A 22,121-nucleotide genomic window follows, 5' to 3' on the forward strand; every position below is an offset into this window, starting at 1 on the left:
TCAGCACAATGGGTAGATGAGGATGGGGGCGCCCGACCCCCCGGGTGCGGAGGTGGCCGGGGCCGTGYAGCTGTGTCGCGGGCTCGGTGCCGTGGGTGTAGGCGGATACTCGCCACTCGGCACCGGGCTTGGCACCGGGTGTTTCGCCCCGCCCACCTCCGTCGGCGTCGGTGACGCGGTGGCCGACGAAGGCCCGCTCTTCRGGGAGGGRCCCGCCGTCAGTGACGAGGGATCCGTGAGTGACGAGGGATCCGAGCCGCCGCCGATGCCCAGCCTGCCGATCGCCGCTGGCAGCGAGCCGTCCTTGGCGATGGCGAGGTCGGCCGCTGYCGCGGCGCCCTCGGCGCGTCCCCAGCTCACCCGTAACCCGGACGTCGCGATCAGACCGCCGACGGCGAACGCGGCCACGGCGCTCACGACGACGAGTAGGGCCAAGAGCAGCCGCACGGTGCGACGGTCACCGGAATCCACCGGAACGCTCACGACCGTCTCCGACCGTCCGGTATATCGATACCTGGAGTGAATACCCGTGAGCACAACTGTAGGCGTCGGTATCGGGCGGCGGCCACGGAATCCCTCCGCATTGGGTGACCGTAGCGGATCGCGACGGGCTCCAAGGGACAGCGGCACGCCGGATGGGAGTCGGATCTCGGGTCGAGGGGCCGCCGGGTCCCGCCGGGCTCAAGAGCTCAGGACGCCGACTCCTGTCCCGGCTCCTGTCCCGGCTCCCATCCCGCCACTCGGTCCCGCCTCCCGCTCGGCCAGCAGCACCGCGAGGTCGTCCTGCAGCCTGCCATCCACGTGGGCGCGCAGAGCCCCGGCGAGACGGTCGAGCGCGTCGTCCTGGCTGCCGCCCCGCAGCAGGTCCAGATGATCGTCCAGAGGGAAGAACCGCCCCCGGCCGTCCCGGGCCTCGGTGAGACCGTCGGTGAACAGCAGCATCCGATCGCCGACCGCCCAGCTCGCCATCGTGACGGAGAAACGCTCGGCCAGCCCGAGCGGCGGACTCGGCGACTTCAGTTCCAGCGTGGTGCACTCGTCCGCCGAGACCAGTCGTGGCGGGTGATGCCCGGCCGAGCACAGGCCCAGCCGACCGTCCGGGTGGATGTCGACGATGAGCGCCGTCACGAAGTCCTCGGGTTCGGCCTCCCGACCCACCGCGCGGGCGCAGGCGGCGGCCACCTGTTCCGGGTCGAGCCAGGTCACTGCCGCCTCGCGGAAGGCACCGAGCACTATCGAGGCCAGCCGGACCGCGGGCAGGCCCTTGCCGCGGACATCGCCGATGATCATCCGGATGCTCTGCGAGGTGGAGACGACCTCGTAGAGATCGCCACCCACCGACGCCTCCTGGGCGGCGGAGAGGTACCGAGCCGCGAAACCGGCCCCGTTGAGCCGGCTCGGGACCGCCGGTAGCAGTGCCCGCTGCGCGACCTAGGCGACCGCTTTGACCTGGTGCAGTTGTGAGCGTTGCCGTTCCCGGCACACGCAGATGCAGACCGCGATCACGGACTGGAGGGCGACCAGCGTGGTTGCGGCGAGATGCGGACCGGTCCCGAACCAATGATCCCAGAAGCCGGAGAGGAGCGCCGCGATCACTGCCAGCGCTCCGACCGCGGCGGTGACCCGGGGTGGACTGGCCGCCGCGATGATCAGTGGCCCGAGACCGAAGTACCCGACCAGGATCAGCCCGGGCGTCGCGTCGAGGATGACGACCGTGACGAGGACGAGCGTTCCGGCTATGAGGGGACGGACGTCCTCCACCCCGCCGAGCCCCTCTAATCCGCCGGGCCCCTCCACCCTGCCGAGTCCGCCGAGTCCGCCGAGTCCGCCAGCGCCTGAACGACGTCTTCGCATGGGTCATTGTCCCGGCCGGATCGGGATCCCGTGAGAGGGCCTCGCATTTCGGCTATTCGGTAACATCCCGCTACCCGTAAGGTCAGATCGGGCCGTGGACCAGGTCGGGCCGTGGACCAGGTCGGATCGGGTGCCCGTCGGGTCAGATCGTCAGATCGCGTGGGCCGAGCGTTCTCCCGGCTGATGGAGGTGCCAGCGCTCGCTGTCCTCCACCTGCGCCGCGAGGGAGATCAGCAGGGTCTCGCTGTTCGCCGGCCCCATCAACTGGGCGCCGACGGGCAGTCCCGCCGCGGTGCGTCCGGCCGGTACGTTGACGGCCGGCCAACCGAGGACGTTCCACGGCCAGGTGTAGGGACACGCCGCCACGATCGCCTGGTCGGTGGCCCAGTTGCTCTCCCGGTTGAGCTCGCCCACCCGGGGCGGCGGAGTGGCGGTCGTCGGGGCGAGTATGACGTCCACCCGCCGGAAGACGCGGCCGATGTTGAGCCGGGCCAGTGGTTCCGCGGCGCGTGTCAGCGGGAGGAACGGGCGCAGCATCCGTCCGGTCCGCGCGTTGGCCATGGTCCGCGGGTCAAGCAGGGTGGGATCGGGCACCCGCCCGGCCCAGTCGCGGATGCCGTCCATGGACCGCGGCAGGAAAATCGTGCCAAGCAGGCCGTAGGGCGGCTCCACCGGCACGATGTCATGCCCGCAGCGGGCCAGGATCTCGGCCATCCGTTCCACGGCGGCCCGGACGGCCGGATCGAGGGCCACCGGCATCCCGCTGTACGGGTGGTGCAGGGAGAGCCCGATCCGCAGGCGGGGAGGGGGATGGCCGGCGGCGGTGAGGAACGGCTCGGCCGGCGCCGGCGGTCGAGCGCGGTCGATGGGCAGGCTGCCGGACAGGACGTCGAGCAGCAGGGCCCCGTCGGCGACGGTTCGGGTTAGCGGGCCGTAGACAGTGAGCCCGTTGAACTGCTCGCGGACCGGGGCGCTCGAGATGCGCCCCCGCTGCGGTTTGATCCCGACCAGGTGGGTCCAGGCGGCGGGGATGYGCACGGAGCCCGCCCCGTCCGAACCGATCGCAGCCGGTACCAGCCCCGCGGCCACCGCGGCCGCCGCGCCTCCGGAGGAACCGCCGGGAGAGTAGTCGAGATCCCACGGGTTGCGGGTCACCCCGAACGCCTGGCCCTCGGTGAACGGCCACTGCCCGAACTCGGGGGTGTTGGTCTTGCCGATGATGATGGCACCGGCCGCCTTCAGCCGTCGCACCATCTCGCTGTCCCGGACCGCGGGGGGGAACTCCCCCATGGCGCCGAAGGCCGTGGGGGTACCGGTCAGGTCGGTGTCATCCTTGATCGCAATGGGCACGCCGAGTAGCGGTCGCCATCCCGGCGTGCTCCACCAGCCGCCGCGGCCGTCCCGGCCGGGACGGCCGCGGCGGGCGGCGAGCGCGACGTCCGCCGCCTCGGCCTCTGTCAGGGCCGCCTCGGCCCGTACCCAGCGGAAGGCGTTAAGGGTGGCCTGGGTCGCCGCTGTCCGGGCCAACGCGGCTTCGACGAGCTCGCGGGACGTCATCTCGCCGGAGGCGAGGCGTGCGGCCAGTGTGCGGATGCCTTCGAGCGGACCGTTCCGGTCGGCTGCGGAGGGCATTGTGGGCACATCCGACATCAGCCACCCCCTGACGCTCATGGCTGCTGTCCGAACCGTAGCCGACGCCGGGTCGTCCGCACCGTCGATCGCCTGATACCTCCCATTGTCCCCTGCTGTGGGCAGGTTGGGGAGAGATGAGCCATGATCGATATATTAGCCGTTATGTGGCATTTATGTGTTTGTGGATAGTGTTGGGCATCGGTGACGCGGCCCCGTGTCCTGTCAGGGCGTCTACATCGGGTTATCCGCATTGATTCCGGGTATGACGATGAGAAGTACGGCTAGTGAACATCCCGCCCGGTCGGCTTTCTCCGCGAGTCACGGGGAGCCGGCGGCAGGTCTGATCGCAGATGTGGCCTGATCGCAGATGTGGCTCGGCGAGGTGGTCCGCGTCGGTCCCGGTCGGACGGGCCGAGCGTGATGCCAGCTCAGCCGTTGACCAGCTCAGCCGTTGACCAGCTCAGCCGTTGACCAGCTCAGCCGTTGACCAGCTCAGCCGTTGATTCCAGATCGGACCCGGTCTCCAGGTCAGACACCGACACCTTCCAGGGAGGAACCGAACGATRCCAATGGACCCGAGTTCAGTGATGCCGGAGCCCGCACGGACCGCGTCGCTTCCCGCCGACGACACGACCACGGCTCCGTTCGCGTGCCCTCCGGTCCCCCCGGTCCCGACCGGTACCGAGAGGGTAGGTGCCGGCCCGGCACCCGGCCTGAACGGTCACGCTTCCCCGGCGCCGAGCCCCGACGTCATCGCCGCGACCACCTCCGCCTCACGTGTCACCGGCCCGGGAAACGTCACCGGCCCGGGAAACGTCAGGGAGCCGGGAAACGTCAGGGAGCCGGGAAACGTCAGCGGCCCGGACCTGGCCGGCCCGGACATGACCACCCCGGGCGCCAGGGCCAGAGTGGCCGGCGGAGCCGCCGAGGTGCGCCAGAAGGTCAACGAGGCCGTCCAGACCCTTGCTCCCCATGTGTCGGTCGCCACCGAGAAGACGAAGGGGGCGGCCGAGAAGACCCTCGCCACCAGCGGGAAAGCCGCGCGGTCCGTCGGGCAGCGGATGCGGAGCAACCCGAAGGCCACGGGTGGGGTCCTGGCCGGCACGGTGGTGCTGCTGCTGGTGGTCCGGCGGGGACGGCGGCGCCGGGGATGAGTAATCCAACCACCTCGTAGGGAGAAAACTAATGATCACCTTCATCGTCGTCATGATTCTGCTCGGACTTGTCGCCGGGGCCGTCGCACGCGTGTTGCTGCCCGGCCGGGATCCCATCGGGATTCTCGGCACCATTGTGGTGGGAATCATCGGATCTTTCGTCGGAGGATTCCTCGGCTACGTCCTGTTCAATAAGGATGTCGGCGAAGGCGCTCTGCAGCCGTCCGGCATTCTCGGGTCCATCATCGGTGCCATCCTGGTTCTCCTGGTGTGGCGGAACGTGGGGGGCCACGGCGGCCGGTCGGGGTCGACCCGCAGCCGTCGTTACGCCCGCCGGTAATCGCGATACCCGCCGGCGACCGGGTGACCGCGATCCGGTCAGCAGCACACAGAGCACCTGCTCTGACCCGACGCCTGCTTCGGCCTGGGTCCTCCACCTGCGGAGGAGCTGGGCCGGAGCCTTCGGTGGTGTCGTTATGCGCCTGTGGTGTCGTTTGGCGCCTGCGGTGTCGTTTGGCGTCGGGTCGATTCCCCTGGCTGCGCCGCGTCGTCATCGTCGTCGTCGTCGCGGGGCGGTGGAGAAGAAGCGGAGCTGTCATGCTCGCTGGTCTCGCTGGTCTCGCTGAAGTTCCGCGCCCGTTCCGCGGCGTCGGCACTCGCGCCGGAGAACAGCCGGGCGTCCTCGGCGGCGTCGGCAGGCGCACCCGTGGGCGCGGTGCTCGTCCCGCCGTCCGTACCGGTCTCCGCCTCCCGGCTCGCGCTGCCGGCGGCGGTAACCGCGGCCGAGTTCGTGGCATCCATGATCGTGGGGGAGAGGAGACCTTGCACTGGGACGGGAACCGCCCGCGCTGGTTCTTCGCCGCGGCGGATGCCGTTCGTCTTGCGGAGCCGGTCGGACCTGCCGTCGGGATGGTCTCCATCGGGATGGTCGCCGTGGGGATGGTCGCGGCCGTGGAGATAGTTGTGCCGGCCGTTGCCGGACGGATCGGGGTGGCGGCCGTCGCGGTCATCGGCCCGGCCCTGATCCGGGATGCGCAGACCGAGCAGGTGCGCGGAGGCGTCGAACTCGATGCGGGTCCGGGGCAGAGCTGTCGGATGGTTGTGCTGGACCCATCGGACGAGTGCCTCGCGCATGTGGCAGCGCAGGTCGAACACGGTCGGTCCGTCCTTGCCGCTGACCAGGACGCGGATGCGGATGTGATCATCGATGGCGTCGGTGACCTGCAGGACGCAGACTCGCTTGTCCCACAGGTCCGTGGCGTCCAGGACCCGGTGCATCTCGGCCCGCATCTCGYCGATCGGGATTGCCCAGTCCAGGTCCAGCTCGACGGCACCGAGGACCGCGGACTCCTTGCGGGTCCAGTTCTGGAACGGTGTCGTGGTGAAGTAGGTCGACGGAAGGACCATCCGCCGGTCATCCCAGATGTGGACGACGACGTAGGTGAGAGTGATCTCCTCGATCCTGCCCCACTCCTTCTCGACCACCACCACATCGTCGACCCGGATGGCGTCGGTGAAGGCCAGTTGGAGTCCGGCGAAGACGTTGGACAGTGAGGTCTGGGCGGCCAACCCCGCGACGATGCCGACCACGCCGGCCGAGGCGAAGATGCTGGCGCCGGCGACGCGGACGCTCGGGAACGTCATGAGCATCGAGGCGCCCGCGATGATCGAGATGATGGCCACCGTGATCCGTCGGAGCAGGGTGACCTGGGTGCGCACCCGGYGGGCATGCCGGTTGTCGACGATATCCATTCGGTAGCGGGCGAGCGCGAGGTCCTCGAAGGCGAACGCGAGCACCGTGACGCACCAGGCGATTCCAGCGATAAGGGCGACATTAGACACTCGCAGGGCTGYCCCGGTCCAGGTCTGTTCAGCCGTGGAGGTGAGGCCGACGAGCAGGGCCACCAGCACGAGCGTGAGTCGCGTCGGCCGCTTACCGCGCTGTGCGAGATCGGCGACGATCTCCGAATGGCGGCCGATCCGTCTGGCCATGCGGTGCAGCAATACGGAGACGGCCAGGGCCAGCAGGACCGCACCGCCCAGGATCGTCAGGACGGCGACGGTCGATTGCATGTCGGAGAAGGACAGATCGGGCGCGGCGCTCAGACGCACAGACAGGCTCCTCGTCCTGGGCCATGGTCAGGGATGAAAAGGCTCGATGTCGGCCTGGGATACGGGTCCGGGTCACAGTGTGCCCGGTTGCCGTTCCCCGCGCCGGGGCCCAGCGCAGGGCTCCGATGGCAGTCGCAGCGAGGGCGTAGCAGTCACATGCATGGGGTTGGTCTGCCCGGAACATTCAGATCCAATGAAGTGATCCGAATCACGTCTGCCTGAAGGGTGGGGCGGACGATTGCGGTGGGTCCCCATCCGACTTCGTTCACGAATATAGACGTGTGGTGCGGACAAGAAAAACGTGGTTCTACCGGCGTCGCCATAGGTGTGATCGTGACACGAACGGGTCCTTCGCGGAAACACGCCGTCCTCCGTCGCCAGATTGTGTCTCGTTGAAAATAGCTACCTGGCAGGGAAGAAAGGTACGCGGGTCTGCAAGATATGGTGTCAACTGCTCGGCGCCGAGCCGGCCGTGGTGGAACACGTCGAGTTCGACGTGTTCCAGAATGCGACCGCCACCCATTCACGGYGGCGAAAGTGGGACTGGAGGCGATGCTCCTGCTGTAGAATCTTTTGTCCAGGTGTGGAAGGGGTATGGGAGTGTGTCGCTGGCGGACCTGGGGTATCGCCCCGCCTACGTGGAGACGCCGGTGTTCGTAGCAGTTGTCGCTAGATCAATGTTCCCGGGGGGGCAGGAAGCGGTACATCACGTGGAGGTCGACGTCGCCGAGCCAAGGATGGCGGAAGGCCGCCGGAAGGGTCCCGACGAGGCGGAACGCCAGCGAGCGCCACAGCGCGACCAACCGTGGATTGGCTGCGACGACGGCGTTGAGCTGCATCGCCCGGTAGCCGAGATCGGCCGCGTACTCGATCATCTGCTCCGCGGCCTGCCGGCTGACGCTCTCCCAGCGGTCGCCTTCGGCTCCCCGGCCGCCGTAGTAGCTACGTCCCCCGTACGGCCCGTAGCCCCGGTACATTCCGGCCCCGCCGCGCGGAGCCCCGTGATCCACCCGCTTAGGATCAACGAGCAGCATCGCCTGGACGACATGATCTCCCAGACCCGGCTGACTCGGTGTGAGCAGCGCGGTCGCGACGATCGAGGTGTCGCCCGGGCCGTCCTCCTCCATCACCAGAACCTCGGCCGGCGGGGGCAGCATCCACGCGCTTTTCGCGACCTCCTCGTCGGTGTCCGGTGTCCAGGCGCAAGTCTCGCCCTCGACCACAACGGCCCGCCAGATCGGCCAGATCGCGCCCCAGTCCTCCTCTGATGCCCGCCGTGTCCGCACAGATCGATCCTGCCTGTTCACCGGGCCGGAAGGTAACGGCCTGGAGCGCTGAACCCGCGGCAGTCACCCATCCTGGCGTTCGGTGGTTCGGTCACCGGCCGGGTTTTAAGATCGGGCCGACGGCGTAACCGCTGCATCCCTGCAGATGAACCCGGCCCATCAGTTGATCGGGATGGCCGGCGCGGGGCCGCACGGAGAGATTCGTCATGGCATAGCCGTCCGGGTGGTTGATCCAGCGTTCGCCGCTGAGATTCACCGCCCCATCGGTGTAGGTGATCCATACGAGAAACACACCGTGGGGAACCTTCGGATTGGTCGGCAGCGGAGAGAAGTCGAAAGTGGTCCACCGCTGGCAACATCGAGCGTGCCCGTCGAGCTACTTTGTGCCGGTCGCGGCCGGTACGGTCGCCTTGCCGGACGGGCCGGATAGTGGTCCGGTCCGGTGGCGTGCCGCTGATGTGGCGCGGCCGCCGGCGAGGACACTCGAGCGGACGACCTGCTGCGGCGCGCGCTCGGCGCACGCGATCCGACGCTGCTCCCGCATCAGCAGGAGCAGGTGCTCCGCTCGCTGCGCCGCTCGGGGGCCATGGCCTGAAACCGGTATCGCAGCGGCGCGGCTAGGAGGTTTATCCAGGATGGCTCTACATCGTCAGGCGAGTGGTGATCGGGCGGAGGAGACGGTCGACGTACGGCCGCACCTGGCCCCGCTGGGCGAGGAGGTCGTAGTCCCGCGGTTCCGGATGCCGCAGGAGTCGACTGCGCCGGAGACGGCCTACCAGATCGTCCACGACGAGCTGATGCTCGACGRCAAGGCGCGGCTGAACATGGCCACGTTCGTGACCACCTGGATGGACTCGTACGCCGACCGGCTGATGGCCGAGTGCGCCCCGAAGAACATGATCGACAAGGATGAGTATCCGCAGACGGCGGCGCTGGAGGAACGCTGCGTCAACATCCTCGCCGACCTGTGGCACGCCCCCGACGCCGAGCACGCGGTCGGCTGCTCGACCACGGGGTCGTCCGAGGCGTGCATGCTCGCCGGGCTTGCCATGATCCGCCGCTGGCGGGCGCGTCGCCGGTCCGCCGGCGCCCCGGCCGACCGGCCGAACATCGTCATGGGTGTCAACGTGCAGGTGTGCTGGGAGAAGTTCGCCCGGTACTGGGACGTGGAGGCACGGCTGGTGCCGATGGCGCCGGGGCGCACGCATCTGACCGCCGACGAGGCCGTGGCGCACTGCGACGAGAACACCATCGGCGTGGTGGCGATCCTCGGCTCGACGTTCGACGGCAGCTACGAGCCGGTCGCCGGGATCGTGGCCGCGCTGGACCACCTCGCCGCCTCCGGAGGGCCCGATGTTCCGGTACACGTGGATGCCGCGTCCGGCGGGTTCATCGCCCCGTTCTGCGACCCCGATCTGGTCTGGGACTTTCAGCTCGACCGGGTGGTGTCCATCAACACCTCCGGGCACAAGTACGGCCTGGTCTATCCGGGGGTGGGCTGGGTGCTGTGGCGCGACCGGGCGCATCTACCGGCCGAACTCGTCTTCCAGGTGGACTATCTGGGCGGGACGATGCCGACCTTCGCGCTGAACTTCTCCCGGCCGGGCGCACAGGTCGTCGCGCAGTACTACACCCTGCTGCAACTGGGCTATAAGGGCTACCGCCGGGTGGCCCAGGCGTGTCGGGACAACGCCCGCTGGCTGGCCGCCGAGGTGGCGGCGATGGGGCCGTTCGAACTGGTCTCCGACGGTAGCGGCATTCCGGCGTTCGCGTTCAAGCTCCGTGACGACATCACGGACTACACCGTCTTCGACGTCTCCGAGCTGCTGCGCACCCGTGGCTGGCTGGTGCCCGCCTACCGGTTCCCGCCGGGGCTGACCGATCTTGCGGTGTTGCGGGTCGTCGTGCGTCACGAGTTCAGCCGGGACCTCGCCGGGCTGCTCATCGCCGACCTGCGCCGGGTGGTGAACCGGCTGGCCCATCCGGGCCGGCGCACCGCGGGCGACCGGCCCGGCGAGTCATCGTTCCACCACTGAGCCGGGCGCCGGGCGCGGGGGCGAACCCGCCGAAGACGACCGAGTGCCCGCGGGGGGTCAGTGTGTACTCGATCCGCGGGGGTACCTCCACAGCGGGGGTACCTCCACATATGTGGACCGGTGGGGAGGCCATCGCGTCCCAGGCCGCGCAGGGACTCGGTGAGCACCCTGGGCGTGATGCCACGCGGCAGCACTTGGAGCTCGGAGAAGCGCCGCGGGCCGCCGAGGAATTTTTGTCGGTGCCGGGGTCCAAGGTGATGTGGCACGGTCCGCCTGATACGGGTCCGCACGACACGAAGGAGCACATCATGCCCACTCGAGAGACCGCCCCGGCCGGAGCGCCCTGCTGGGTCGACCTGATGACCTCCGACCCGGCCCGGGCTCGGACGTTCTACAGCGAGCTGTTCGGCTGGACGGCGGAGGATCCCGCTGAGGAGTTCGGCGGGTACTTCACCTTCACGAAGGACGGTGTCCAGGTCGCCGGCTGTATGCCCAAGCCGGACGAGGCCGTCCCGGATGGCTGGTCGGTCTACCTGGCCACGCCGGATGCCGAGAAGACCGTCGCCGCCGCCGTGGACCACGGGGGTCAGGTGATCGTCCCGGCGATGGTCGTCGGAGAGCTCGGCGTCATGGCCGTCGTGACCGACGCTGCCGGCGCGGCGATCGGCATGTGGCAGCCGGGGCTGCACCGTGGTTTCGGGGTGCTTGCCGAGCCGGGCGCCCCCGGCTGGTTCGAACTGCTCACCCGCGACTACGCCGCGGCTGTCGGCTTCTACCGGGACGTGTTCGGCTGGGACGTTCACGTCGTCAGCGACACCCCGGAGTTCCGCTACGCGACCTTCGGCAAGGACGAGGGCGCGCTTGCCGGCATCATGGACGCGGCGGGCTTCCTGGCCGAGGGCGTCCCGGCGCACTGGTCGGTGTACTTCGCCGTGCGGGACACCGACGCGGCGCTCGCGAAGACCGCCGAACTCGGTGGGTCGGTGGTGCTGCCCGCCGAGGACACCCCCTACGGCCGCCTCGCGGTCGCCGCCGACCCAACCGGCGCCGTGTTCAAGCTGGTCGGCCCGACCAAGTCTGAGCCCGCCCCCGCCGCCGCGAGCTGACCCGCCCGGCCTGGTTCCCGCCGCGGATGTGCCTGGGGCGCGGCACTGTCGTTGCGGGAACCGAGGGCTGGCCCGTTACTGTCGGCCCCGGCGTCGGTGACCTGGACCAGCACCATGTTGCTCTCCACCGCCTTCGGGTCGACGCGGCCGGGTGCGGCGTCGGCCAGCAGCGCGGCGAGCTCGGCAGCGCGTTGATGGTCCTCCGCGAGCCGGTCGACATGGTGGTGCGGCGCGTGCAGGCCGGYCGCGGCCAACACGCCGGCTTGGCGCATCCCGCCGCCGAGCCGGCGGCGCCACTCCCGGACGGTGCCGACGCGGCCGGCATCACAGACGACCAGGGAGCCGACCGGCGCGCCCAGCCCCTTGGACAGGCACACCGACAGGGTCGTGAAAGCGGCCGCGAGGCGACGCGGCGGGACGGCGCTTGCGACCGCGGCGTTCCACAGCCGCGCGCCGTCGCAGTGCAGCGTCACGCCGGCGGAGTCGGCGATGGCACGGAACTCCGCCAGCCGGCCGAGCGACCAGACCCGGCCGCCGGAAACCGTTGGCCGAGTGGAGCGGATCCGCCCACCTCGCGGGCAGGCCGGTGGACCGCTCACAGGACGCTGAACCGGGTCAGACCTGTGGAGCGGGCTGCTGGAACGGCCGTGCGCTGGTGGTCGCCTCCCACCTCCAAGAAGTGCGTCGAGGCCGGCCGTCGAGCTCACTCCGGCCGGTGCACCACAGCAGCACCTGAGCCGGGTCTCCGTCCGGTGCATCGGGGAACAGACGGCGAAGCACCCGTATGCCCAGGGGTGCTGGGAACCGGCAGGGGACCGTCAGCCCCGCGGCGATGTCCCAGGTATGGAGGAGGATTTCGGCGACGCCCATCGCCGCGAAGCCTTCGGGATCGCATGGCCCCCAATGCCAGGCCTGCGTTGCGGGGTCGGCGGTGGCCAGCGCGCTGCTGAGCAGTCCACCGCACGCGGTGATGACCTGGAGCACCTCGCGCGGTGGCGTGTCCGGGGGAACGGTCAGATCGAAGGGCAGGTAGGCATGGGTGGGCCGGCCCTGCCCCAGCCCGCGGCGCATGAGATSGGCGGCGGTCTCGCTCAAGGTCCGCGATGTGTCTCGCGCGATCGACATCGCCTGCCGATGAAGATCGTCAGGTAGGTCAATCGTAGTGCGCACACCGCGGTCTTAGCGTAGCGACGTAGCGATCGGTCGAGCATGGCATACGGAACGTATATCGCTCGTGTACTCAAGGTTGTATGGGTACGTGTCATTGCACTGTGCCCGACCCTCGGCTATTACCGGCGCGGGCGGTATCGCCGCGTTCCTCGCGGCCTGCGGCAGCTCCGGATCCAGCGCGGACACGGGCGCGGCCGGCGCGTCAGGCGCCGCGGGACGCACCTGGTCGTTCACGTTGCRCAAGGGCGTGCTCTTCTCTGACGGCACCCCGCTGGACGCGCCGACCGTGAAGGCGTCGTTCGACCGGCTGCTGGACCCGGCGAACAAGTCCGCCGCCCTGTCCGCCTTCGCGTCAGTCCTCAAGGCCGGCGGCGTGGCGGTGTCGGGGGCGGACACGGTGGTCTTCCACCTCGAGCGGCCGTTCTCCGACTTCCCTTACCTGGTCTCCGCGGGCAACTACAACGCGGTCGTGCTCAAGAGCGACTACAAGGTCGGCACGTTCGCCACGAAGGCGATCGGCACCGGGCCGTTCCGGCTCGACTCCTACGACGTCGGCCAGGGAGCCTCACTGCGCCGCAACCCGAAGTACCGGGACGCCGGCAAGCCGTACCTCGACGGCGTCAAGGTGACCTTCCACAAGGACGCCCAGGCCGACCTACTGGCATTGCAGAGCGGCGCCATCGACGCGCAGATCCTGTCCGAGGCCGACCTCGTCGTCCCGATCGCCGGAAGCAACTCCATCGCCGTCGACAAGGCCAGCGGTACCAGCCTGACCGCGTTCACCCTACGCGTCGACAGGCCGCCGTTCACGAAGAAGGAGGTCCGGCAGGCCATCTCCTACGCGCTGGACCGGCCGGGTGTCCTCACCGCCGTCTACAACGGGGTCGGCGTCATCGGCAACGACCACCTTCTCGCGCCCGCGTTCGCGGCCGCACCGAAGGACCTCGCGCAACGCGCGAAGGACGCGGCGAAGGTCCGGTCGCTGCTGTCCGCCGCGGGGTCGAGAATCTGCGGTTCACCCTCAGCTTCGACGCCCCGAACAAGGCCTACGCGCTGGTCATCCAGGACCAGCTCAAGCAGGTGGGGATCACCGTCGATCTCGACCAGCAGACCTCCGACGTGTTCTACGGCGGCAATCAGGAGACCGACACCCCCTGGCTGTTCACCACCGCGAACCTCGTCGGCTGGGTGGGCCGCCCGACGCCGAGCCAGTTCATCATCCCGATGGTGAAGAGCCACGGGGTCTGGAACGGTTCGAAATACGCCAACCCCGCCTTGGACGCCGCGGCCGACGCCTACGACGCCGCGACCGACCCCGCCGAGCGGAAGAAGCAGGCCGAGATCATCGCGCGGGCCCTTCACGAGGACGTGCCGGTCATCATCACCGTGTGGTCCGGGGCCGTCCGGGCCTACCGGTCCGACCGGGTCAGGGGGCTACGCGCCCACCCGTCGGCCTTCCTCGACCTGACAACCGTGAGCCGGGCCTGATCCGGCATGGTGCGTTTCCTGGCCCGGAGGTTGGCGGCGATCCCCGTCACCATGCTGGCGGTCAGCTTCCTGGTGTTCATCGCCACCGAACTGATCCCCGGCGACGTGGCGCGCGTCGTGCTGGGTCGGGAGGCCAGCCAGGCGTCGGTGGACGCGCTGCGCCACCAGCTGCGTCTCGACGAGCCGCTGATGCCCCGCTACCTGCACTGGCTGGGTGGGTTCGTCACCGGTGACTGGGGGCGCTCCTACACGCTCGGGGTCGACGTTCGCCCGCTGGTGATCGAACGTCTGCTCGACAGCGCGACGCTTGCCCTGCTCGCCTTCGTCCTGCTGGTGGTCTTCAGCGTGAAGCTGCACTGGCTGCCCTCGTCGGCGCAGGCACCGCCGGGGGCTGATCCGCTGACCTCGATCCGGCATCTGCTGCTGCCCGCGGTCTGCCTGGTCCTGCTGTGCACCGGCTATGTCGCCAGGCACGTGCGGGCGAGTACAGCCGCGGTCCTCGCTAGCCCGTTCATCCGGGCGATGCGGGTGCGTGGCATGTCCGAGGCGCAGCTCGTGCGAGGGCACGTGCTGCGCAACTCGCTGGTGCCGGCGACGAGCGCGCTCGCCGTGYAGCTGCAGTTCCTGCTCGCGGGACTGGTGACCGTCGAGCTGCTGTTCGGTTACCAGGGCATCGGCGACCTGCTGCTGTCGTCGGCGACCAGCTGCTGTCGTCGGCGACCAGCTGCTGTCGTTGGCGACCAGCAAGGACGTGCCGACCCTGCAGGCCGGCGCGATCGTGCTCGGCGCGGTGGGAATGGGCATCTACGTCGTCGCCGACCTGGTGTACGCGCCGCTCGATCCGCGCGTGCGGGTGGGGAGGGCGCGGTGAACGACATCACGGTGGATTCCGCGGCGAGCGTCGCGGCTGGCCCCGCGGTCGGCGGTGCGCCGGGCCGGTCGGCGGCGGATCCGACGCACCRCCGACGGCGCGGATCGCTAGACCAGCGGCGGCTCGTCCGCCGGCCGTCGTTCGCGGTCGTCGACGTGCTCGCGGTCTTCCCGAATCTGGTCGCGGCCGTGGTGGTGGTGGCGCTCGTGGGCCGCTCGACGACCACCCTCGTCCTGGTAATCGGAACGTTCTTCGTCCCGATCGTGACCCGCAGTGTGCGGGCGGCCGTGCTGGTCGAGTGGGAGAAGCCCTATGTCGAGGCCGCCCGGCTGCGCGGCGAGCCGTTCTGGTCGCTGCTGTGGCGGGAGGTGCTGCCCAACGTGACCGGAACCGTGCTGGTCGAGGCGCCGTCGCGGCTGGGCGACGCGGTCTTCGCCGCCTCGACCCTGTCCTTTCTCGGACTCGGCCAGCCACCGGGATCCCCGGAGTGGGGGGCCTCCGTGGCCGACAACCGGGTCTTCCTCCAGCAGGGCTGGTGGACGGTGCTGTTCCCGGCGCTCGCCGTCGGAAGTCTCGTCATCGGTGTCGCGCTGATCGCCGACACCCTGCGGGAACAGGAGACCCGGCGATGAGCGACGCGGCGATRAATGGCCAGGCGATGAATGGCCAGGCGGTGGGCGGCCCGGTGGTGGGCGAGGCCGTGGCCGCCGGGGGGCTTGTCGTCGATGGACTGACGGTGAGCTACCCATCGTCCGGCGGACCGGCCGTTGCGGTCGACGGCGTCAGCCTGCGGGTCCGACCCGGCGAGACCTACGGCCTGGTCGGAGAGTCGGGGTGCGGCAAGAGCACGCTGGCCGCAGCGCTCGCGGACGTGCTGCCCGGCGGGGGTGCCATCGACGCCGGCCGCATCGTGCTCGACGGGATGGACGTGCGGGCCCTGTCCGCCCGGGAGCGCAGGCGGTGGCGGGCCGACGCCTTCGCTATGGTCCACCAGGGCACGAGCAGCAGCCTGGACCCCACCGTGCGGGTCGGCGCGCAGGTGGCGGAGGCCTGCCGGCTGGCGGGGCTATCCCGGGCCGAGGCCCGGTCCCGGGCCGTCGAGCTGCTCGGCGCGGTGCGGCTGCCAGCGCCCGCGACGATCGCGCGACGCTGGCCGCACGAACTCTCCGGGGGCCAGCAGCAGCGGGTCGGCATCGCAGCGGCCCTCGGGCAGCCCCCGCCTGCTCGTCCTGGACGAGCCGACCACCGGCCTTGTCGCCGCCGTCCCGCGGGTGGGGGTGAGCAGGCGGGAACGCAGGATGCCGGCGGTGCCCGGGCAACCGCCGCCGCCGACCGACCGGCCGGTGGGCTGCACCTTCGCCGACCGGTGTGCGCTCGCCGACGAGGTGTGCCATGCGTCCGAGCCGCCGCTCGCCCCCGTCGCCGACTCCCCCGGCGGCCGCGCGGTGCACTGCCATCTGGACGCCGCCGATCTGCCTGTGCTCCCGCCACTGCCGGCGGCGGGCACCGGGGTGATGGCGGAGAAGGAGAATGTCTGATGTCGGAGAAACCGGAGAGGACGCCCCTGCCATGACCGACGAGATTCCCGCCATCGACCTGGAAGCGGCGCTGGCCGAGGACGCGCCCGCGGACCTGCTGCTGCGCGTGCGCGAGGCGGCCGAGCGGATCGGCCTGATCCAGGTGGTCAACCACGGCGTTCCGCTGGAGCTGATCGAGGATTTCGAGCGTCGGGTCGAGCGCGTCCTGCGTCTGCCGCGGCCGGAGAAGGCGAAGTTGGCCAGCCCCACCGGACACCCCTTCCGGGGCTGGCGGCAGTGGCCCGACGACCTCGGCCGCCTCGAACTCGAACGGTATTCCGTGGGCCAGTTCGACAACCCGGCCGATGCCGCCGCCGCAGGCGTGTCCGAACGGTGGCTCGGGCTCTACAAACACGGCAACGTCTGGCCGCCGGAGGACCCCGACCTGCGCGGGGTCACCTTCGCCTACGCCAAGGCGGCCGTGGTGCTGGCCCAGCGGGTGCTCGGCCTGTACGAGCGGCTGCTCGGACTACCGGCAGGCAGCTTCCCGGACGCCGAGCCGCACCACATCAACATGATCGTCAACGACTACCCGACCTGGACCTACCCGGACACGGTCGCTGAGGAGGAGAAGCTTCTCCTGCTGGAGCACACGGACGGCTCGGCGGTGACCATCCTGCACCAGCACGGCGAGTACTCCGGGCTCCAGGCGCAACAGGCCGACGGCACCTGGATTCCGGTKCCCGTCGTGCCCGGGGCGTTGCAGGTGTTCTCGGGGACAATCCTCACCCGCTGGACCAACGGTCTGTTCCGGCCCGTCCGCCACCGGGTCGTGGCCGGCGGCAGTGCGACCCGGCAGTCGACCGGGATCTTCTACCATCCGAGTCTGGACACCGTGCTGGAACCGCTGCCGGCCTTCGTCGGGGAGGACGGCACGGAGTTCGAGCCCGTTGTCCTGGGCGAGATCGACGAGACCAACGTCGAGAACTACCTGAAGGTCTTCRGYCGGCCGGARCAGGTGGCCGCGTGGCGGGAGGGCCGTCCGTTCGTCTCGGAGCTTGCGGAGACCTCCGCCGGCCGCTGACCTGGGCGGCCGCACTGCCGTCGGAATCCGACCGGTCATTTCATCCCTCTCATCCCATATGCGTCATCTGATCGGCTCCCCAGGTGCCGTAATCGCGTGCCGTAATCGCGTGCCGGAGAGGGTATCGAGGGGCTCCAGGAGGCTGATCACGAGCGGACATTCTCCTTGCGGTTTCGCAACGACTGCGTGTCGGTTATGGAAAGCACCGCCGGCGCGACCCCTCCCTGCGTGTGTCATCGGCTTGATGGCAGAGGCTCCCCAGGTGAGAGGACGTCGACATGATCCGCGGGCTGGCTCGTACCCGGGTCCGGAGCGCGAGGACACGTGACGGGAGGAGAGCTTTCCTGCTCGCGGCCGTAATCATTTTACTTTCCATGGCGACATCGTCGCCGGTCAGGGCGGCCGGCGGTCCCACCCGCGGCGAGGGCGTCGCGGTTCCCTTCGAGGGGTTCACGGATCGAAACGGGGGCCCGACATCGATCGGCGGTGCGGTCGGTGTGGACCTGGTGCTCGGGTCGACCAGCCGACCGTACCTTCCCTGCCAGAACTACGACCCGCGGGCCCGTACGGGCGACGCCTTCGTCAACGCCTGCCAGGAACGGGGAAGTTACACCACCTACTCCCGCTTCCCTCCCGGCGGAGGCCTGCTTTTCCCGGCTGGCTACTTCATGGGCAACAGCCAGCCCGACCTGGTCCGGGGTGGTCTGCTGCGGACCGGCTGGGGAGCGCGCACCGCCGGCCTGTCGTTCGAGTTCTACCCGGATCAGGCGCATGACGCCGAGATCGTCCATTCGCGTTTCTACATCGACCGGTTCGACCATTGGACACACGGCTGGACGTACTCCGTCGCCATCGGCCRCATCGCCCTCACCGCCCTCGGCGACCCCGGAACCGCTCGGATCAGCGGGCAGCTGACCGACCGCGGCCGGCCGCCGGCACCGGGCCGGGTGCGGATCGTCATCTTCGGCGGCCACGCCCGTTCCTCCACCGGCTATCCGATCTCCTCCTTCGCCGTCCGCACCAGCACCGGGTCATCCGACTGGAGCAGCGGAGCGCTCTACGCCGGCCCGCAGCRCATCACCGTCACCGACACCGCGACGCATCGGGAATGCGTCCTGGAACGCCCGCGCGTCCTCGGCCCGGACAGCAGGATCGACCTCGATCTCTCCCGGCCGGGTTTCGGCCAGCCCGGCAGCACCTGCACGCCCTGACCACCCGCGTGGCTTGACCACCCGCTCGGACGTCGTCTACGCAGGGTGATATATCCAGGACATAGGGTGCCTATTCATTCCGGGATGACTGTAGATATTGCACATAGAGTGACGCCGTCGCTCCTTTTGGAAATTCGACGATGCCGGCTCAACGGCGTTTGGCCGAAGGCACATACGATTCCGCTATCACGTCATATGCGATCTTGTGCCGATACTTCGGTGCTCTCGGCATGACGTAACCGCCGCATCAGGACTGCCGTATCAAGGAGGCCTCAGATCGACCGCCACGAGCTCATCGATCTCACTCGACGGGCGCTCAAAATCGCGATGGACAAGACGACCGACATGGTGCCCGCGGAGCGCCGCCAGCCGGCCTTGGCGTACACGGGCCAGGGACGCTTCGAGCGCGAGCGCGAGCTTGTCCTGCGCTCTCCGCAGCTTGTCGGCTACCGCTCTGAGTTGCCGGCCCCCGGAAGCTACTGCACGAAGACCGTCATGGGCGTTCCCGTGCTTCTGACCCGGGGCGAGGACGGCACGGTCAGGGCTTTCCAGAACGTCTGCGCCCATCGCCAGGCGCCAGTCGCGGAGGGCTGTGGCGCGGCAGAGCGGTTCGTCTGCCCGTATCACGCCTGGGTGTATGACGCCCAGGGTGACTTCGTCGGCGGACCCGGCCGTGAAGGTTTCCCCTCGACGATGGCCGGGAAGCCCCGTCTCACGCAACTGCCCGCCGCGGAGCATTCCGGATTCCTGTGGGTCGGTCTCCAGCCGGACAGCGGTCCCCTGGACATCGATGCCCACCTGGGAGAGCTCGGTCCGGAACTCGCGTCCTGGGACATCGGTAGCTGGGCCTCGGTGGGCGAGAAGGTGCTCGACTTCCCGATCAACTGGAAGTTCGCGCTCGACACGTTCGCCGAGAACTATCATTTTGCCACGGTGCACCGGGACACGTTCGCGCTGATCACCAAGAGCAACTGCGCGCTGTTCGACTCCTTCGGCCCGCACCATCGGCTGGTCTTCCCGATGCGGCACATCACGGACCTCGCGGACAAGCCCGAGGAAGAATGGGAACCACTGCACAACCTCGTGGTGATCTACGCACTGTTCCCCAACATCGTCCTGTCGGTCACTGTCGCCAACGGCGAGGTGTTCCGGGTCTATCCCGGGAGCGGACCGGGTCATTCGATCACCTATCACCAGAACGCGTCGCCGATGGATCTCACGGACGAGGCGACGCGAACCGCCGCGGACGAGATCTTCGAGTACGCGCACGCCACGGTGCGCGACGAGGACTACCGCATGGCGATCGACATCCAGAAGAACATGGCGTCGGGGGTGCGGCCCGAGCTTGTCTTCGGACGCAACGAGCCGGGGCTGCACCATCGTCATGCGGTTATCGACGAGGCGCTCGCCGCATTCGGCGGGTAGCGCCGGTCCGGACGGGCCCCGCGCCGACCCCTGGCGCGGGTGGGCCGGGGCCCAGGGCTGCGGCGAGGTAGCAAATCAGCATTGATCGACTACGAAGCGTGGCGGCTCTGGTAGCTCCCTCGCGGGGCTGAGAGTCGGGCGGTGTGGTTTCGGCAGTGCGTGGTCGGTCGCTGGCCGCGTGGACGGGAATACTGATTTTTAATGCGTGATGTCGTCGGATCATGACTTCGTGGATCATGATGGTTTCAAGGTCAGATCGACRTCGTCGAAGGCCCGGTTGGCGATCTGCCCGCCTTTGAGTACCGACCACAGCCCTTCCACCGGGTTCAGTTCGGGCGCGTACGAGGGCAGCGCCACCACAGTCAGCCACAGTGTGTTCGCAGCGATGAAAGCGGCCATCTCCGCGCACAGGTGCCGGTTGAGGTTGTCCCAGACCAGCACGACCGGCCGGCCCAGCCGCTTGTGCACGGCCACGACCAGATCCCGGATAGTCCCGCCAGGAGAACGACTTCGGCTCGTCGCGGCGGCCCCGGTGTTTCACCGGTCCGCTTCAACCTGTGCGACCGGCTCGTCCCGGGCGAACCGTTCGGCCGCGTCCCTCCGGACCGGTTCCCGGCGATCCCGTTCCGTGGCGGTCAGCCCGCCACCCGTCGCGTACCTCGTACCAGCCGGCTACCCGAACAGAACGCGCACCACTCACCCAGAGATCACAATAAGGTGAAGGATAATCGTGCTTCCACACAACTTCGCGGATTAAAACTCAGTAGCCCGCCTGGACCGCCTCAAGCTGACGGCAGCCGCCAACACGCGGACCGGGGCTGCGGCCCAGCACCTGCTGCTCATCGCTGTCGCACAGACCGCGCCCTGCAGCGGGGGCTGACCGGATCAACGGGGCATAACCTCACGCACCGCTCCACACTGTCAGTCGGGTCATGTTCGCTGTGCCTCGGCGCCGGACGCTCTCCCACGGGCGGGATTGACRTCGCTGGCGTACTCGCGGTGGACGAACCGCCCAGGTCGAACGCGGCGTTGGCGTCATGGTCGATCACCAGCCGGCAGGCCTCACCACGTGGCTGGGAACCCGCCGCCACCAGGTGGAGAAGGACAAGGCGTTGCTGGCCGGCCTCTGGCCCGGCTGGAAACCGGCCATTCGCTGGGGCCTTGCTCCGGACCTGGCCGCCGCAGTGTAGGGCGGTCTGTAGCCGGGTGCGGACCGTGTCACGAGGGTCTTGGCATGATCGTCAGAACTGTGCGGCAGACTATCGTCCGTGGGGATCAGATTCGCGAGTTGCCGGGCGACCTTCGTGCCGCGTTGCCGGAGGAGCGGGACGAGGGCGACATGTGCGAGCCGCTGATCAAGGCGTACCTGGAGGCCGACCCGGGGTGGACCGAGAGGTTCTCCGAGGTCTGGCAGTGGACAGCCTGGCCTGGCCGTGGCGGGGTGAGTGACATCGGGATCGGCTGAGATCAGAGTCGACGATTCCGCCAGACCGCTCGGCTGCTGGTACGGGCTGGCCAGGAACTTCGGCCCCGWRCMCGGCGGCGYCGGTRGCCYATGGCCCGGRCGCGGGCRTCCGGCATCCCGTCTTCGCGTGAGATCYCCTCAAGGAGCCCTGTGAGCACCCTCGGTAGTTTCATCTGGTCGATCGCCGACCAGCTTCGGGGTCCCTACCGCCCCAACCAGTACGGCAACGTGATCCTYCCGCTCACGATCCTGCGCCGGCTCGACTGCATCCTCGAGCCCGACCGGGAGACGGTCCGCGAGCTCGCGCGGAMGYTCGACAACCCGATCCGGCTGAAGATCGAGGTGAAGAAGGCGACCGGCAGGCCGTTCTACAACACYTCCAACTACGGATTCAGCAACCTCCTGGCCGACGCCGACGGGCTGGCGGACAACCTGRCCGACTACMTCGACCGGTTCTCGRCGGACGTGGAYGTSTTCGAGTACTTCGACTTCAAGAAGGAGATCMTCGCGCTGGAGAAGGCSGGGCTCCTGCGCGAGATCATCACCTCGTTCAAGGCGATCGACCTGCACCCCRAKGYGGTGTCGAACGCCGACATGGGCGATGCGTTCGAGTACATCATCCGCAAGTTCAACGAGGCCGCGAACGAGACCTCCGGCGACCACTACACCCCACGCGACGCGATCCGGCTGCTGGTCGACCTGCTCTTCGC

At 69.1% G+C, this 22,121-nt stretch carries 21 protein-coding genes and 3 pseudogenes; 15 read left to right on the forward strand and 9 right to left on the reverse strand.

The window, feature by feature from the left end:
* The 3 genes and pseudogenes from KBI5_RS13975 to KBI5_RS13985 all read right to left on the reverse strand — a co-directional run bounded on the left by KBI5_RS13975 (position 1) and on the right by KBI5_RS13985 (position 3,504).
* Entirely contained in the window at positions 1–483 is a 483-nt protein-coding gene (locus KBI5_RS13975; RefSeq protein WP_085015482.1) for a hypothetical protein, read from the reverse strand.
* A 198-nt stretch (positions 484–681) separates the two neighbouring features.
* Positions 682–1,854, reverse strand: a pseudogene (locus KBI5_RS13980) (PP2C family protein-serine/threonine phosphatase).
* A gap of 150 nt (positions 1,855–2,004) precedes the next feature.
* Positions 2,005–3,504 (reverse strand): amidase, encoded by a 1,500-nt coding sequence (locus KBI5_RS13985; RefSeq protein ID WP_085015490.1) that lies wholly within the window; start codon positions 3,502–3,504, stop codon positions 2,005–2,007.
* A 569-nt stretch (positions 3,505–4,073) separates the two neighbouring features.
* Between KBI5_RS13985 and KBI5_RS27020 the strand changes: the two genes are divergently transcribed.
* Together KBI5_RS27020 and KBI5_RS13995 are read left to right on the forward strand one after the other, a co-directional pair.
* Positions 4,074–4,640: a hypothetical protein gene (locus KBI5_RS27020; protein ID WP_051623781.1), complete on the forward strand. Its 567-nt coding sequence runs from the start codon at positions 4,074–4,076 to the stop codon at positions 4,638–4,640.
* A 31-nt stretch (positions 4,641–4,671) separates the two neighbouring features.
* Positions 4,672–4,980: a GlsB/YeaQ/YmgE family stress response membrane protein gene (locus tag KBI5_RS13995; protein WP_011434649.1), complete on the forward strand. Its 309-nt coding sequence runs from the start codon at positions 4,672–4,674 to the stop codon at positions 4,978–4,980.
* A 134-nt stretch (positions 4,981–5,114) separates the two neighbouring features.
* On the opposite strand, the gene KBI5_RS14000 is transcribed toward KBI5_RS13995, so the two are convergent.
* From KBI5_RS14000 to KBI5_RS14010, 3 genes are all read right to left on the reverse strand, one after another.
* Entirely contained in the window at positions 5,115–6,752 is a 1,638-nt protein-coding gene (locus tag KBI5_RS14000) for a mechanosensitive ion channel family protein (RefSeq protein ID WP_085015483.1), read from the reverse strand.
* A gap of 674 nt (positions 6,753–7,426) precedes the next feature.
* Positions 7,427–8,038 (reverse strand): hypothetical protein, encoded by a 612-nt coding sequence (locus tag KBI5_RS14005; RefSeq protein ID WP_011434651.1) that lies wholly within the window; start codon positions 8,036–8,038, stop codon positions 7,427–7,429.
* Between the two features lie 91 nt (positions 8,039–8,129).
* Positions 8,130–8,330: a hypothetical protein gene (locus KBI5_RS14010; RefSeq protein ID WP_085015484.1), complete on the reverse strand. Its 201-nt coding sequence runs from the start codon at positions 8,328–8,330 to the stop codon at positions 8,130–8,132.
* A gap of 343 nt (positions 8,331–8,673) precedes the next feature.
* On the opposite strand from KBI5_RS14010, the gene KBI5_RS14015 reads away from it, so the two are divergent.
* Both KBI5_RS14015 and KBI5_RS14020 read left to right on the forward strand, forming a co-directional pair.
* Positions 8,674–10,074: a glutamate decarboxylase gene (locus tag KBI5_RS14015; RefSeq protein WP_085015485.1), complete on the forward strand. Its 1,401-nt coding sequence runs from the start codon at positions 8,674–8,676 to the stop codon at positions 10,072–10,074.
* Between the two features lie 308 nt (positions 10,075–10,382).
* Positions 10,383–11,180, forward strand: coding sequence for a VOC family protein (locus KBI5_RS14020; RefSeq protein ID WP_035941068.1), 798 nt, complete (start codon positions 10,383–10,385; stop codon positions 11,178–11,180).
* Positions 11,181–11,266: 86 nt separating this feature from the next.
* On the opposite strand, the pseudogene KBI5_RS14025 reads toward KBI5_RS14020, so the two are convergent.
* Together KBI5_RS14025 and KBI5_RS27850 are read right to left on the reverse strand one after the other, a co-directional pair.
* A pseudogene (locus KBI5_RS14025) lies at positions 11,267–11,719 on the reverse strand (beta-eliminating lyase-related protein); the annotation flags it as partial.
* Positions 11,720–11,795: 76 nt separating this feature from the next.
* Positions 11,796–12,251, reverse strand: a complete 456-nt coding sequence (locus KBI5_RS27850) for a hypothetical protein (RefSeq protein WP_347272503.1) — start codon at positions 12,249–12,251, stop codon at positions 11,796–11,798.
* A gap of 187 nt (positions 12,252–12,438) precedes the next feature.
* On the opposite strand from KBI5_RS27850, the gene KBI5_RS14035 reads away from it, so the two are divergent.
* The 8 genes and pseudogenes from KBI5_RS14035 to KBI5_RS14070 all read left to right on the forward strand — a co-directional run bounded on the left by KBI5_RS14035 (position 12,439) and on the right by KBI5_RS14070 (position 19,946).
* Positions 12,439–13,581 carry an ABC transporter substrate-binding protein gene (locus KBI5_RS14035; RefSeq protein ID WP_157902508.1) on the forward strand — a complete coding sequence of 381 codons (1,143 nt, stop codon included), beginning with the start codon at positions 12,439–12,441 and terminating at the stop codon, positions 13,579–13,581.
* Positions 13,575–13,838, forward strand: a complete 264-nt coding sequence (locus tag KBI5_RS14040; RefSeq protein WP_023840171.1) for a hypothetical protein — start codon at positions 13,575–13,577, stop codon at positions 13,836–13,838. The genes KBI5_RS14035 and KBI5_RS14040 overlap by 7 nt, the downstream gene beginning before the upstream one ends.
* Before the next feature lie 6 nt (positions 13,839–13,844).
* Positions 13,845–15,341, forward strand: coding sequence for an ABC transporter permease subunit (locus KBI5_RS27855; RefSeq protein WP_241882901.1), 1,497 nt, complete (start codon positions 13,845–13,847; stop codon positions 15,339–15,341).
* Positions 15,342–15,367: 26 nt separating this feature from the next.
* A pseudogene (locus KBI5_RS27860) lies at positions 15,368–15,865 on the forward strand (ATP-binding cassette domain-containing protein); the annotation flags it as partial.
* Between the two features lie 142 nt (positions 15,866–16,007).
* A complete protein-coding gene (locus tag KBI5_RS27865; RefSeq protein WP_035941046.1) occupies positions 16,008–16,247 on the forward strand; it encodes a hypothetical protein in 240 nt (79 codons plus the stop codon).
* Positions 16,248–16,278: 31 nt separating this feature from the next.
* Positions 16,279–17,310 carry a 2OG-Fe(II) oxygenase family protein gene (locus tag KBI5_RS14060; RefSeq protein ID WP_085015487.1) on the forward strand — a complete coding sequence of 344 codons (1,032 nt, stop codon included), beginning with the start codon at positions 16,279–16,281 and terminating at the stop codon, positions 17,308–17,310.
* 374 nt (positions 17,311–17,684) lie between these two features.
* Positions 17,685–18,521, forward strand: coding sequence for a hypothetical protein (locus KBI5_RS14065; protein WP_241882902.1), 837 nt, complete (start codon positions 17,685–17,687; stop codon positions 18,519–18,521).
* Between the two features lie 276 nt (positions 18,522–18,797).
* Positions 18,798–19,946 (forward strand): SRPBCC family protein, encoded by a 1,149-nt coding sequence (locus KBI5_RS14070; RefSeq protein ID WP_070982162.1) that lies wholly within the window; start codon positions 18,798–18,800, stop codon positions 19,944–19,946.
* Positions 19,947–20,180: 234 nt separating this feature from the next.
* Here the strand turns inward: KBI5_RS14070 and KBI5_RS14075 are convergent, their stop codons facing one another.
* Positions 20,181–20,420 (reverse strand): transposase, encoded by a 240-nt coding sequence (locus tag KBI5_RS14075; RefSeq protein WP_051623782.1) that lies wholly within the window; start codon positions 20,418–20,420, stop codon positions 20,181–20,183.
* 563 nt (positions 20,421–20,983) lie between these two features.
* Between KBI5_RS14075 and KBI5_RS26355 the strand changes: the two genes are divergently transcribed.
* The 3 genes from KBI5_RS26355 to KBI5_RS14085 form a co-directional block, all read left to right on the forward strand.
* Positions 20,984–21,136 (forward strand): hypothetical protein, encoded by a 153-nt coding sequence (locus tag KBI5_RS26355; protein WP_157493328.1) that lies wholly within the window; start codon positions 20,984–20,986, stop codon positions 21,134–21,136.
* Positions 21,137–21,180: 44 nt separating this feature from the next.
* A complete protein-coding gene (locus KBI5_RS14080; protein WP_023840169.1) occupies positions 21,181–21,411 on the forward strand; it encodes a hypothetical protein in 231 nt (76 codons plus the stop codon).
* Positions 21,412–21,561: 150 nt separating this feature from the next.
* A partial coding sequence (locus KBI5_RS14085) for a type I restriction-modification system subunit M N-terminal domain-containing protein (protein ID WP_157902509.1) occupies positions 21,562–22,121 on the forward strand: 560 nt, incomplete at its 3' end.

It is taken from the genome of Frankia sp. KB5, from assembly GCF_002099325.1.
Classification (GTDB): Bacteria; Actinomycetota; Actinomycetes; order Frankiales; family Frankiaceae; genus Frankia; species Frankia casuarinae.

Coding starts and splice junctions, on each gene's coding strand:
- KBI5_RS27865 (WP_035941046.1), top strand. CDS start 16,008: ATGCCGGCGGTGCCCGGGCAACCGCCGCCGCCGACCGACCGGCCGGTG.
- KBI5_RS14080 (WP_023840169.1), top strand. CDS start 21,181: ATGATCGTCAGAACTGTGCGGCAGACTATCGTCCGTGGGGATCAGATT.
- KBI5_RS14040 (WP_023840171.1), top strand. CDS start 13,575: ATGGTGAAGAGCCACGGGGTCTGGAACGGTTCGAAATACGCCAACCCC.
- KBI5_RS26355 (WP_157493328.1), top strand. CDS start 20,984: ATGGTCGATCACCAGCCGGCAGGCCTCACCACGTGGCTGGGAACCCGC.
- KBI5_RS27020 (WP_051623781.1), top strand. CDS start 4,074: ATGCCGGAGCCCGCACGGACCGCGTCGCTTCCCGCCGACGACACGACC.
- KBI5_RS14020 (WP_035941068.1), top strand. CDS start 10,383: ATGCCCACTCGAGAGACCGCCCCGGCCGGAGCGCCCTGCTGGGTCGAC.
- KBI5_RS27850 (WP_347272503.1), bottom strand. CDS start 12,251: ATGCGCCGCGGGCTGGGGCAGGGCCGGCCCACCCATGCCTACCTGCCC.
- KBI5_RS13995 (WP_011434649.1), top strand. CDS start 4,672: ATGATCACCTTCATCGTCGTCATGATTCTGCTCGGACTTGTCGCCGGG.